We start from the raw sequence: 12,829 nt of genomic DNA, 5'->3' as shown, positions 1-12,829 counted from the left end.
AAATTCTTAGAATTTTAACCAATCTGCAATTTCATCTATTAGCCAGTGGCGTTCTACTGTAGATAAAGGAGTAGTGGTAAATTTTCGACCTTTGATTAATTCAATAGTTATACCCATAGGTGCCAATGCTGCTTTTGTCTCTTGTTTATAAAGCTTTTCGATTAATGCTGTCTTACCACGCTTTCGCAAGTAGCACAATCCAAATAATTTCCATTGTATTTCAAATTTTTCTCTGTCAAAGTATAAATTTGTATTGCCAAATACTGGTAAGATAACTACTGGTACTGTTATTAGTATAAATAATGGAATAATAAGTATATAAAACCATAATGAATTATTTTTACCATTCATCATAAAATTTATAAATTGAAAAATCTGCCATACAAAAGGCATACATAAGCCTATTAAATAGAATGACCTTAATGATTTAGCTCCACGTTTGGGAAGTTCAATTTCAAGCTGACTAGCTGACTTTTTAATTTTAATTTCACTACCTGTTGGTTTGTTAGTGGTAATAGGAGGGCTAAGAGTTTGTTTATTTTTGAATGCAGCAATCGCTTCTTTTGCAGTAGTAATTCTATCATTAATATTTGGTTCGGTAAGTTTTCCCACCCAATTAATTAATCCCAAATTAACGCTGACAAGATTAGCAAATTCTATCCGCGAGTTTCGTGAAGGCAAATTAGCAGGCGCCGTTCCTGTGAGTAAATGAATTAATGTGGCGCCTAGTGCATATAAATCTGATGCAGGTTCCGCGCGTCCGGCAAATTGCTCCATTGGTACATAACCATAAGTCCCCACTACTGTAAAAGTTACACCTTCTGCAACAGCTTTATCTTGTACGGCACCGAAGTCAACTAGGTATACTCGGTCATCTTCTCCTAAAATTAAATTACTAGGTTTTATATCTCTATGTAAAACAGGTGGCTTTAGTTCGTGTAGATAAACTAAGATACTTAATATTTCAATTGCAATTTTTTCTACTTCTGACTCTGAAAAATGCTTGCCTTGATCGATTAGTTCTTGTAAAGAGGCGCCAGGGATATAACTTTGTACTAGCACAAACCAAGTAAACCTAGAACCAGGTAAATTTTCAACAATGAAATAATCTTTATATTTGGGAATACGAGGATGTTCCAAATTTTTTAAAACAGCAGCTTCCCGTTCAAATAATTTATGCTCATCCCACTGCATTTGTGGACTGAGAGCTAAAAGTTTGAGTACAACTTGTTCTGGAGAATCTAATAAGGCTGCTAACCAAGTTTGACGACTAGTATCGTGTCCTAGTTTTTTTTGTAATCTGTAACGATTATCAATTACTTGTCCTGATTCTAGCATTTTACCCCCAATATACACAACCTTTACTAAATGAGTAACCAATCTCTAATTTCTGAAGCTAGGTAACGACTTTCCTCTTGACTTAAACCGTGTCTAAGCCTACCAATATAATACTCATTTACTCCTAAAGATAAAAGAACTTCGTACACCTGTTTATCATTTTCATTTTTACTACTAATTTTAGAACTATATACTTTATTAATATCTGAAACACTACCACGCTTTGTTTTAATAGTAATACCAAATAGCTTCCACTGAATTTCAAAATTTTGGTTATCAAAATGAATGTAACTTTCAATCTGGCTAGGTAATATCCACCAAGTTGCTAACAAAATACCCATTATTACCCAGATAAAAACCCAAGATATAATAGGAAGAGATTTAAGACTGAAAGAAATATTTGATGTAGCATATTTCCAGAACAACAACCAGATAGATAATCCCATTCCTCCAAGTATTAATCCAATAGCCTTATCATCTACGCTAGGAACATGAATTGTTAATTTATCTGATGATTTCCGTACCGATATAGGAGTGTAAGGAACATTTGGGTTCGCAGTAGTTATTGCCGACTGATTTATTTGAAGTGCTTCTAATGCTGCTTCTGCTGTTTGAAAGCGGTTTTCTAAATTAGGTTCAGTAAGAAGCTGCAACCACCTTACAAATCCTGGGTTAAGTTTGGTAAGATGGGCAAATTGCATCTTTGAATCAAACTGTGGTAAATCTGCTGGTGGAATACCTGTTGCTAAATGTATTAGAGTTGCTCCCAGTGCGTACAAGTCGGATGCAGGTGTCGCGCGTCCACCAAACTGTTCTAGTGGAGCATATCCATAAGTACCTACAACAGTAAAAGTGGCGCCATATGAAGCAGCTTTATCTTGAACGGCGCCGAAGTCAACTAAATATACTGGGTTCTTACTTTTTGAAGGGTCGAACAACAAATTGCTAGGTTTGATGTCGCGATGCAATACAGGGGGACTTAGTGTGTGAAGATAAATGAGGATTTTTAGAATAGCAACGGCTATTTCCCTAACTTCAGTCTCGCTAAAAGTCTTAACAGAAGCAAGTAATTCCTTGAAAGACTTAGCAGGTATATATTCCTGAACCAAAGCGAAAGAGACAATATCGCGCTCAAGCACAAAGTAGTCGTAATATTGGGGAATGCGAGGATGGTCTAATTCTCGTAGTACCTTTGCTTCGCGTTCAAACAGTCGTACATTCTCCCACTGCAACAGGTCACTAGTTATGAGCAGTTTAACAACAACTTGCTCGTTATTGCTCAAATCCTGTGCTAGCCAAGTTTGACGACTCGCACCTTCACCCAGCACACGAAGAAGTTGATACCGCTCTAGCAATATTTCTTGTGCTTTCAGCATTGCACTCCTGTTAGGGTCTACATATCCTATAATATTTTTTATTTATTTAACTTCATTTTAGTTTATCCGGAATCCGGAAATGACTTTTAAACTTATGGTAAGAAAACAATTTCCAGGCTTAAAAACACAAGTTTACGAACATCCAGCTGACCGTAGAGCGCTTGTGTCATTAGAACGCACTCCTGTTTTACCTACATTGCTCAAAAAAGTCAACGAATTTGGCATTGATAAATTACTACAGATGCAAGTAATGGGAGGTGACTTCAAAGTTACACCTCGTAATTTCCCTCATCTTTATAATGCTTTTATAGAAACCTGTAATATTTTGGATGTTACACCAATTCCAGAACTTTACGTATTTCGCGGAACTGGACATATTCAAGCTTATGCAATAGGAGTAGAAAAGCCAGTAGTTGGAATTAACTTAGAAGGGATGGAATGGCTTAACTATGATGAGCTAATGTTTCTATTTGGACACGAAGTAGCTTTGATTAAAGGGAAATATTTAGCATATCAGCAAATGGCTAAAGTAATGCCCGTAATCAAAAATATAATAGGCGCCACAACGCTTGGTATGGGAGGACTAGCAGCAAACGGTTTAGAAATTGCATTATATAATTGGATGATAATGTCAGAATTTACCGCCGACCGTGCGGGTTTATTAGCATGTCAAGATAAAGATGCTGCTATTAAAACTTTAATGAAAATGGGTGGTTTACCATCTGACTATTTAAATGAAGATACAATCAATGATTTTGAAACACAAGCGCGCGCTTTTGAATTAGACAAGCTCGATAATTTAAGTAAATTCGCCAAAACTTTTAGCTTTATGGAATATACTTTTCCTTGGGCTGTGATGCGAGCATCTGAACTATTAAAATGGATTGACTCAGGCGCCTATGAAAGTTTGCTTCAAGGAAAAGAGCCTGTTGCTACACCACAAGTAGAAGTATTGGTAAATGAAGATGATGAATGGGACTTTATGACAGATTGGGATGAAAGTAATTAATTTTATCGCAGTCTTAAATTATTCGTAGAATTCGTTCTAGTAGAGACGCGATTAATCGCGTCTCTACACGTGTATAGTTTATGAAAAATTTTATACAATTTTCTATTTATATCTTACAAATACTAATATAAAACTGATAGAATATAGAAAAACAAGGAGATATTATTATGACATCGAAACATTTAGCAATTGTGAAAGACGGGAAAATAGAATTACTTGAACCTGTATCTATTCCTGAAGGAACAAAACTTTTTGTTATACCTATATCTTTGGAAAGCGATATTGAAGAAAGAGAAAGTTGGGGCAATTGGTCACTTCAAAATTTAAATGAATGCTATGGTGAAGATGAACCAGAATATAGTTTAGAGTTGATTAAAGAGCATAATCCTGACTATGAAAGAAGGTAATATTATTTTAGCATCTATTCCACAAGCGAACGGAGAAATCAGAAATCGTCCTGTACTTATTTTAAGACAAATGCCAAAATTTAAGGATTTTTTAGTATGTGGTATTAGCACAAAATTAAAACAATATACCTCTAATTTTGATGAAATAATTTCACATGGTGATGATGATTTCCAAGCCAGTGGGTTAGTTTGCGAATCTGTTATTCGATTAAATTTTCTAACAGTTGTCTACCGGAACTTTGTAGCTGGGTCAATTGGTGCGATTTCAGCGGCTCTTGCGTACTTAGCGTGCTAATTTAGGGAAAAATAAGCTTAAAAACCTTGCTGGGCTTATCTTACAGCTATTATTACCTTCAGAACGGTATTCTTGTCATGCTTTCCTTTATCTTCTAACGTCTCGAACAAATTTTCTAAAAAGCTTGTTGCATGTCCAGATTTATTATAAATCGCTTTAACCATCTCCTCAACTGCGTTGGCTCTGGCACGAGGCAGCAGTCCTGATACGGCAATATGTTCTCCATCCATCCTTTTCTGGGGACTATAAAAAAATTCACTTTGAGCAATCCCCGCGTCTCCAGCAGCGTGATTATTTTTAGCTGGTTCTAGTAATATATCAGGCTTTTTACGAATATGATATGCAGGTGAGCCTGGAGCATAACTAGTTCCAGAAATAATTACTGTATGTGGTCCTTATACACTGCATATGCGTTACCCCTAAAAACTTTAGTGCCAAGATCAAATTTTGAACTCAATTCATGAACAGGCTTTAATTGCTGATATTTACAGAAACGTATGTTCAGGATTATCTGTGGCACCTGAATTTTTACTTACAATCTGTAATTTTGTTAGTACTTAAGCACTAACGCATTGACTTACTGCCTTAAGTTCAGTGCCAGATCAATCTGAATTAATTGTTATCCAATAGCTCCATATTCCAAAGTCTTAATAAATTTGGAGCTGATATTCCATTTATGTAATGTTATACTGGGAGGAAGAGGAGTGGATGAACAATGGAAAATTATCTTCTACCAAGAAGAAGATGGAACTTTGCCTGCTCAGGAGTTCCTAGTAAACTCTTCTTTAACATCAGGGGAGCTAAAGCAGTTTAAGGTACGTGTATACTTGCTAACTATGAAGGGATTGTCTTTGCTGATTGAACGATCAGACATAATAAAGAAAATTGAAACAGAGGATAACCTCTATGAACTACGCTTAGACAACACCCCTAACAACCCCCGTTTTTTTCTGTGTGCCTTGGTTGGAAAACGTCTGGTTATATTGCACGGCTTTAAAAAGAAAAGTCGTAAAATACCACGAGAGGAGATTGCCATCGCAGCAAAAAGGAGAGATGCAGTAGTAGAGAAGGAGAACAGTAGTGACACATAATCCACATTTGGGCAGTGATGCGCTCTTTTTCCTTAATTCCATAATTCCAGATACACCTTCCACACATCTTGTGGAAAGGCAAGAAATATTTCGTATTGCCTTGACTCAAGCAATGCGAGAAGTTCGACAGCTAAAAGGATTAACCCAAAAACAGCTAGCAGAAAAGCTTGGTATAGGGCAAAGTTGGGTTTCTAAGCTTGAAAGTGCAAATAATGACCACACTTTTGAATCAGTACTGAAATATTTAGAAGCGCTGGGAGCTGATTTTGAAGTTACTATTATTATAGATAACCAAAAACTTAAAGTTGTAGCTGCCAAACTGGCTATGACATTAGAAGAAGCATATACAGCGCTTGAGCCAATATGGGAAGATACGGAAGCTAGCTATCCAACAGATGATTCAGAAAAACTTCCACATGGCATCTCAACAGAAAGACAGAACCAGCATTCACAGACACAGATCATAAAAGGATGCAGTTGTTCGTGGGGAGAGGTAACTCTGGACACTATAAAGGAACTTGAAGCAAGCGAAGAGTTTAAGAGTGCATTTATAATTGCAAAAAAATTCTTGCAAAATGAGTTTCATGAAAAGATATGGGAGCGAGCTATTGCTCTTGCCAATCAGCTAAATTGTATAGAAGATTTACAAGGCTTATTAAATGTTTATAAGTAAATGCCTAATTTATTTGTAATAATTAATAGAATACATACCTGGCTGTATTCATTGCAGATCAAGAGGTAAAGTTAGAATGAAAAAAATAGAACTATCAGAAGCATCACAGCCTTTATCCGCTTATACGGAAGATTTTAATCATGAAACAGTATTTTTTTTAATTACCTCGGTATAATCTGCCACAGCAGCTTGATAATTACCAAGTGCAGCATAAGCATTTGCACGATGATAATAGGGTTCTTCAGCTTTAGGCTGATTTAAATTGATAGAGATTCAGTTGTTCTATGTTATCAATTAAGAGTTTTGGATGAGAGCAGAATACATACAAAATTAGGCGAACTCAATCCTCAAACTCTAATAAACTTAGAAAGTGTTGTTTTGTTAACTTTAGGATACCAATTATTATGACTTTTAAAGAACTGGAAAAACAACTATTAGCATTAACAACGGCAGAAAAAGCTCAAGCGATACAGATATTAGTTCAAAGTTTAACCAATGTATGGCAGGGAATTGAAAAAACACCTGGTGTATGTGGTGGTGATGCTTGTATACTTAATACTCGTATTCCTGTTTGGTCGTTAGTAAATGACCGCAATTTAGGTATGAGCGATGCTGAGATATTAAAAGCTTTTCCTGATTTAAGTGCTGCTGACCTAGTAAATGCTTGGGCTTATGCAGATGCTCATCCGAGTGAGATTGAACAAGCCATAAAAGAGAATGATGAAGTAATGCTAGAAAATTAGGAAATTATAATTTGATAAGCTTTTATACAGATGAAAACTTCCCGTTTCCGGTAGTTGAGTTTCTACGTGCTTTTGGTTACAACGTTTTGACTGCTAAGGATGCAGGAAATGCAAATCAGAAAATTCCCGATGAAAATGTTTTAGCTTACGCCATATCAGTAGAGCGTACAGTTTTAACACGTAATCGTCGAGACTTCATTAAATTGCATCGTAATAATCCTGAACATGCTGGTATTGTTATTTGCACAGAATGGTCCTCCTTTGAGGGTCAGGCAAGGCTTATTCATGAAACTGTGCGTGTTGAAGAAAATTTGAAAGGTAGATTAATAAGGATTAATCGCCCCTCACTATAGATACTAAGTAAAAACTAGACAATAGATAATATAAAGTAACAAAAATAACTAAATTTTCTTAGTCCTCTTTAAGAGGACTTTTGCTATTAGCATACGGGTTTTCAACCCTATGCGGGTAAGTACGCAGCGAATAATTTACATTTACTGAGTATTATTAACTACAAAAATCTTGCTGCTAGGTATAAGATAGGATACCAATTAATATTAATTATGCTTTGGCAACTCATCGGGTTATGAATGTTGCTAATTACTTCAATTCTATACTTTGTGGCGCCAATAACCATTATGATTTTGCCACAAACGCGAGTTGGTGCGTGACGCTACTTGGCTTGTTGCTTTGAGTGTGATTTTTTCATAGCGTCACGCACCCTACAGACTATTCATCAACACTTAATATCAACTTTAACGGTGCCATTCACACCCAGTGATAGAACAGAGAAATAACCGGGTGTTAACCATACATATATGGCAACAAATCTTAACAAACAAGCATTATTACTTCTACGTCAAGCCCTTAATGACTCTACCGCAAACTTTCGCGCGGGACAATGGGAAGCTATTGACAAGCTAGTTAACACAAGAGCGCGTTTACTCGTAGTTCAGCGCACAGGTTGGGGAAAAAGCATAGTTTATTTTATCGCTACTGGTTTACTGCGAGATAACGGCGCCGGATGTACTCTTCTAATATCACCACTACTTGCTTTGATGCGAAACCAAATAGCCGCAGCACAACGTATTGGTGTAAAAGGCGCTACAATTAATTCTAGTAATAAAGATGATTGGGAAGCTGTAAAAAAACAACTGCTAGCTGGTCAAGTAGATATTTTATTAATTTCTCCTGAAAGACTGGCTAACGATGAATTTAGAGAGCAAATCCTTTTACCAATATCCCAACGTATCGGTTTATTTGTAGTTGATGAAGCTCATTGTATCTCAGATTGGGGACATGACTTTCGACCTGATTATCGGCGCATTGTCAGAATTTTACAGGCACTTCCTCAAAATATACCTGTTTTAGCTACAACTGCGACAGCCAATAATCGAGTTGTTAATGATATAACTGCTCAAATAGGTTCTAATTTACAAGTATTAACAGGCACTTTAACAAGAGAAAGTTTGCATCTGCAAAATATTCATCTCCCTAGTCCAGCAGAAAGAATGGCTTGGTTAGTAGAGCAAGTACCGAAGTTACCAGGAAGTGGTATTATATACACGTTAACTGTTAGGGATGCCGAACGAGTTGCAGGGTGGTTAATATCTCAAGGTATCAACGCAAAGGCTTATCATAGTGAATTAGAAAGCGCGCTTCGTGAGGAATTAGAAGAACAACTTCTGCAAAACGAGATTAAAGCATTAGTCGCAACGACAGCTTTAGGTATGGGTTTTGATAAACCAGATTTAGGATTTGTAATTCATTATCAGCGTCCTGGTTCGGTTGTACACTATTATCAGCAGGTAGGACGCGCGGGTAGAGCAGTCGAAAAAGCCTATGGTATTCTTTTGAGCGGTAATGAGGACGATGATATTAGTAACTATTTTATTAATACAGCTTTTCCTCCCGAAGCTCACACCCAAAGTGTCTTAGAGTCTCTCGAACAAGCTGCAAATGGTCTTTCTGTACCACAATTAGAACAAGAACTAAATATTTCGCGCGGGCAAATAGATAAAGTTTTAAAGCTATTATCTCTTAATTCCCCGGCGCCAGTCGTTAAGCAAGACTCAAAATGGTATCTTACCTCTGTAAATTATCAACCAGATACCGCGCGTATCGAACAATTAACCCAAATTCGGCGCCAAGAACAGGCTAGAATGCGGGACTATATGCAAAGCAAACAATGCTTAATGGCTTTTCTCGCAACTGAATTAGACGAACCAAATCCAACTAATTGCGGCAAATGCGCTGTATGCTTGAGTAAACCGTTATTACCGCAAACCTGTTCGATAGAACTCGTAAATCAAGCTATTCAATATTTACGACGTAGCGACCAAATCATTGAACCCCGTAAAATGTGGGTTTCGCAAGCGTTTGCAATTTACGGATTTTCTGGAAAAATTAAAGATGATTTAAAAGTTGAAACAGGAAAAGCGCTGTCTTTATGGGGTGATGCTGGCTGGGGTGAGTTAGTCAAGCATGGTAAATATAAAGATCATTATTTTGATGATGCACTGGTAGATGGGGTTGTAGACATGATTAAACGCTCTTCGTTTCAACCATTACCAACTTGGGTAACATGTGTTCCCTCATTAAATCATACTCAACTCGTGCCAAATTTTGCTCAACGTTTAGCAGCACGCTTAAATTTACCATTTATGCCAGTTGTACAAAAAATTCGTCCCACTCAGTTACAAAAAGAAATGAGCAACAGTTTTCAACAAGCTCGTAATTTAGACGGCGCCTTTACTGTAGATAATTGGGATGGTATAAATGGTTCTGTTTTCTTGGTCGATGATATGGTTGACTCTCGCTGGACTTTCACCGTTATAGGGGCACTTTTACGTCGCGCGGGTTGTAAAGCAGTTTTTCCTGTAGCGTTAGCGTTAAATGTATTGAGTCAAGAGTAAGTTGAGAGTTATAAACGATTCATAAAAATTTATTATTTAATAACGAACCGCTAAGAACGCTAAGAAAGAGAGGAAAAGAAAGAATACTTAATTCGCACCTTATCTTTTCTTCCTTTGCGCCCTTTGCGCCTTTGCGGTTCGTTTCATAACCTTCATTTAAAATTATAAATCGCTATATGCTTAACCATGTATTACCAACAGACACACAAGCAATATTACTTCTATGCGCGAGTTTTGGACAAAACCGTCTTTCCCAACCGCAACCCCTTACTCTAAGCGAATATAACTCTTTAACAGAATGGTTACGACAAAACCAAATGCGTCCCGCAGACCTACTGGCACCTTCGAGAGCAGAAAATTACAACGGCAAACTTGATATTAACAGGCTGTTAACATTACTACAGCGAGGCGCCATGTTAAGTTTAGCCGTTGAAAAATGGACAAATCAAGGACTTTGGATACTTGGACGTAGTGACGCAAATTATCCCAAACGTCTCAAAATGCAACTCAAACAATCGGCGCCTGCTATTCTTTATGGAGTTGGCAATGTCGAACTACTATCAATGGGGGGACTAGCAATAGTTGGTTCTCGCGATATCGATGAAGAAGGATTGAACTATACACAAAAAATCGCACAAACCTGCTCTGCTCAAAGTATACAAGTTATTTCAGGTGGCGCCCGTGGAGTAGACCAAGCTGCCATGTTAGGTGCATTAAACGCAGGTGGAACAGCTATTGGTGTACTCGCAGATAGTTTGGTCAAAGCAGCAGTAAATAGTAAGTACCGTCCAGATATCAAAGACGGTAGACTTATATTAGTTTCGAGCTACGACCCTGAAGCTGGTTTTAATACTGGCAACGCAATGGGACGAAACAAATATATTTACGCTTTTTCAGACTATGCGCTTGTAGTAAACTCCACAGTCGGTAAAGGTGGTACTTGGGCAGGTGCAACAGAAGTGTTATCAAAATTCAAAGATATTCCCGTTTTTGTCAGGTTAGATAATACTGCACCAGAAGGTAATCAAGAATTATATAAAAAAGGCGCCAAACCTTTTCCACCAGAACCTTGGAACTCTTTACACGAACTTTTACAAACAAATTTATCTATTACTAAAGAATCATCTAACGTAGAAGATATATACGAAGTAGTACTACCTGTTATCCTTCGACATTTACAACAACCCAAAGACGTAAAAACCCTTGCTGAATCCTTGAATGTAAGATTACCACAAATGGAAGATTGGCTGAATCGAGCCGAGAAAGAAGGTCAAGTCAGTAAAAGTAAGGCGCCTGTCACCTATGTGGTAAATCAATCAGCAACTCAACTTTCATTACTATAGCAGTCCATAAGATTCCCGACTTCGCGTTCATTTGTCGGGAATCTGGTATGCGCGATTATTCAAGGTACGGTTTCCCGTACCTTTTATTCCGGTCATATGCCCAAAGTTACAATTCTTAACAACAATCCAAATATGTGTTAATATTTATTAAGTGATAAGTGCATCGATTGTCTTAGCAAAACAACTGTGCATGTAAACGATGCTTAATAGCAATTTATAAAAAACTCATAAACCATACGAGTTTATAAATAAGTAATTATTATAAGCTTTACAAAATTAAATTATCCAACGTTATTGTAATCACTGCTTTCATTTTCAAATCAGTGATTATTTTACTGTGTCATGGCTATGGCTAAATTTGATTAATTATCATCAGCGAAACTAGGTATTCACGTGCTAAAAACTACAAAGTATTTAAATTTCCAAATCGAACCTCTTCCAGACACAGGAACACTAACATATAAGTCGTTGTTAATTCCTATAACTATAATAATTGTTTGGGCAGTGAGCTTAGTTTATTTACTATCTACAGATATAAACACATTAAACCCTTTTACTGTTGTCGCTGCGATTTTGTGGCAAACCTTTATTTATACAGGTTTATTTATTACGGCACATGATGCCATGCATGGGTCAGTTTTAACTAGCAACGTTAAAATTAATCATTTCATTGGTTCAATCTGTTTAACACTTTACGGATGCTTATCGTATAAAAAACTGCTTAAAAAACATTGGCAACACCATCAACATCCAGCAAGTGAGTTAGACCCAGACTTTCATAATGGTAAGGGTAAAAACTTTTTTGCTTGGTACTCGTATTTCATGAAACGTTACTGGAGTTGGCGCCAGATAATTACATTAATGATTATTTACAACCTGATTACTCGTATACTGGGCATTCCTGAAGATAACATGAGATATTTTTGGGTTATTCCTCCCATCCTGAGTTCACTACAGTTATTTTACTTCGGCACTTATGAACCACACCGCGAACCTGTAAACGGTTACAAACAACCACATCGTTCACATACCATCAGGCGCCCAGTGTGGTTATCCTTCATTACCTGCTATCACTTCGGCTACCATGAAGAACATCACGAATATCCCCACTACCCTTGGTGGCGCCTGCCCAAAGTATATCAATATCGACACGCAAAAGTCGCGTAGGTTGGGTGGAGTCTAAAAGAACCCAACAAAAATTATAACTACAATATCAGGAAAATATACTGACAGTAGTGTAGCTTTTTTAAGATGCAATATACGAATTAACTTTGTTTTCTGAGTTTTCTTTGAGCATCAGCATAGTACGTTGTGAGGTTTTATCCAATCTGGGTTGTGGCAGTATTAATTTACGCACAACCCTTTTCTACTTCTTGTTGCCCCACAAAAACCCAGTTATAACTTCCGGAAGTCAAGAACACACTGACTGTATTTGAATACTTGACTCTTAATATCTATTTATATTATGCAAACAGAAATGAAAGAATTACCGTAGGGCGGGTTATATTATAACCTTCACATTCATTACAATACATCTAAACCCGCCCCCCTTAACAAAGATAGGAACGGGCAAGGATGCCATTAGCGTCAAGTTAAGCTAAAACCTACTACGTCACCTCCAATTCGCAATTCGCAGTTC

15 protein-coding genes are annotated in these 12,829 nt (G+C 37.1%); 11 read left to right on the top strand and 4 right to left on the bottom strand.

Annotated elements, in window-relative coordinates:
• Positions 1-6: 6 nt before the first annotated feature.
• Entirely contained in the window at positions 7-1,338 is a 1,332-nt protein-coding gene (locus AC2JBO_RS05970) for a serine/threonine protein kinase (protein WP_496952714.1), read from the bottom strand.
• A gap of 26 nt (positions 1,339-1,364) precedes the next feature.
• A complete protein-coding gene (locus AC2JBO_RS05965; RefSeq protein ID WP_496952713.1) occupies positions 1,365-2,714 on the bottom strand; it encodes a serine/threonine protein kinase in 1,350 nt (449 codons plus the stop codon).
• Positions 2,715-2,808: 94 nt separating this feature from the next.
• Between AC2JBO_RS05965 and AC2JBO_RS05960 the strand changes: the two genes are divergently transcribed.
• The 3 genes from AC2JBO_RS05960 to AC2JBO_RS05950 all read left to right on the top strand — a co-directional run bounded on the left by AC2JBO_RS05960 (position 2,809) and on the right by AC2JBO_RS05950 (position 4,425).
• On the top strand, positions 2,809-3,723 hold the full coding sequence (locus AC2JBO_RS05960; protein WP_496952762.1) for a M48 family metallopeptidase: 915 nt from the start codon (positions 2,809-2,811) through the stop codon (positions 3,721-3,723).
• 167 nt (positions 3,724-3,890) lie between these two features.
• The gene (locus AC2JBO_RS05955) at positions 3,891-4,130 is read left to right on the top strand and encodes a glycosyl hydrolase family 31 (protein WP_496952712.1); all 240 of its coding nucleotides are present in this window, start codon (positions 3,891-3,893) and stop codon (positions 4,128-4,130) included.
• Positions 4,117-4,425 carry a type II toxin-antitoxin system PemK/MazF family toxin gene (locus AC2JBO_RS05950; protein ID WP_496952711.1) on the top strand — a complete coding sequence of 103 codons (309 nt, stop codon included), beginning with the start codon at positions 4,117-4,119 and terminating at the stop codon, positions 4,423-4,425. The genes AC2JBO_RS05955 and AC2JBO_RS05950 overlap by 14 nt, the downstream gene beginning before the upstream one ends.
• A gap of 35 nt (positions 4,426-4,460) precedes the next feature.
• On the opposite strand, the gene AC2JBO_RS05945 is transcribed toward AC2JBO_RS05950, so the two are convergent.
• Positions 4,461-4,655 carry a hypothetical protein gene (locus AC2JBO_RS05945; protein WP_496952710.1) on the bottom strand — a complete coding sequence of 65 codons (195 nt, stop codon included), beginning with the start codon at positions 4,653-4,655 and terminating at the stop codon, positions 4,461-4,463.
• Between the two features lie 474 nt (positions 4,656-5,129).
• Here AC2JBO_RS05945 and AC2JBO_RS05940 point away from each other — a divergent pair, with 474 nt between their 5' ends.
• Both AC2JBO_RS05940 and AC2JBO_RS05935 read left to right on the top strand, forming a co-directional pair.
• On the top strand, positions 5,130-5,516 hold the full coding sequence (locus AC2JBO_RS05940) for a type II toxin-antitoxin system RelE/ParE family toxin (RefSeq protein ID WP_496952709.1): 387 nt from the start codon (positions 5,130-5,132) through the stop codon (positions 5,514-5,516).
• On the top strand, positions 5,506-6,189 hold the full coding sequence (locus AC2JBO_RS05935) for a helix-turn-helix domain-containing protein (RefSeq protein WP_496952708.1): 684 nt from the start codon (positions 5,506-5,508) through the stop codon (positions 6,187-6,189). Before AC2JBO_RS05940 ends, AC2JBO_RS05935 begins: the two co-directional genes overlap by 11 nt.
• Before the next feature lie 138 nt (positions 6,190-6,327).
• Here the strand turns inward: AC2JBO_RS05935 and AC2JBO_RS05930 are convergent, their stop codons facing one another.
• The gene (locus tag AC2JBO_RS05930; protein WP_496952761.1) at positions 6,328-6,456 is read right to left on the bottom strand and encodes a tetratricopeptide repeat protein; all 129 of its coding nucleotides are present in this window, start codon (positions 6,454-6,456) and stop codon (positions 6,328-6,330) included.
• Here AC2JBO_RS05930 and AC2JBO_RS05925 point away from each other — a divergent pair.
• From AC2JBO_RS05925 to crtW, 6 genes are all read left to right on the top strand, one after another.
• Positions 6,451-6,597, top strand: a complete 147-nt coding sequence (locus tag AC2JBO_RS05925; protein WP_496952760.1) for a type II toxin-antitoxin system PemK/MazF family toxin — start codon at positions 6,451-6,453, stop codon at positions 6,595-6,597. The genes AC2JBO_RS05930 and AC2JBO_RS05925 overlap by 6 nt on opposite strands.
• Positions 6,594-6,932: a DUF433 domain-containing protein gene (locus AC2JBO_RS05920; protein WP_496952707.1), complete on the top strand. Its 339-nt coding sequence runs from the start codon at positions 6,594-6,596 to the stop codon at positions 6,930-6,932. Before AC2JBO_RS05925 ends, AC2JBO_RS05920 begins: the two co-directional genes overlap by 4 nt.
• An 11-nt stretch (positions 6,933-6,943) precedes the next feature.
• Complete coding sequence (locus AC2JBO_RS05915; protein WP_496952706.1) at positions 6,944-7,285, top strand: DUF5615 family PIN-like protein; 342 nt, start codon at positions 6,944-6,946, stop codon at positions 7,283-7,285.
• 465 nt (positions 7,286-7,750) lie between these two features.
• On the top strand, positions 7,751-9,847 hold the full coding sequence (locus tag AC2JBO_RS05910; protein WP_496952705.1) for a RecQ family ATP-dependent DNA helicase: 2,097 nt from the start codon (positions 7,751-7,753) through the stop codon (positions 9,845-9,847).
• A 176-nt stretch (positions 9,848-10,023) separates the two neighbouring features.
• Positions 10,024-11,190, top strand: coding sequence for a DNA-processing protein DprA (locus AC2JBO_RS05905; protein WP_496952704.1), 1,167 nt, complete (start codon positions 10,024-10,026; stop codon positions 11,188-11,190).
• A gap of 393 nt (positions 11,191-11,583) precedes the next feature.
• Positions 11,584-12,357, top strand: coding sequence for a beta-carotene ketolase CrtW (gene crtW, locus AC2JBO_RS05900; protein ID WP_496952703.1), 774 nt, complete (start codon positions 11,584-11,586; stop codon positions 12,355-12,357).
• The last annotated feature ends 472 nt before the right edge of the window (positions 12,358-12,829 follow it).

The sequence above is a fragment of the Calothrix sp. CBUCES-K 9914 genome (assembly GCF_059640475.1).
This window is presented reverse-complemented; position numbering and strand designations above follow the sequence as displayed.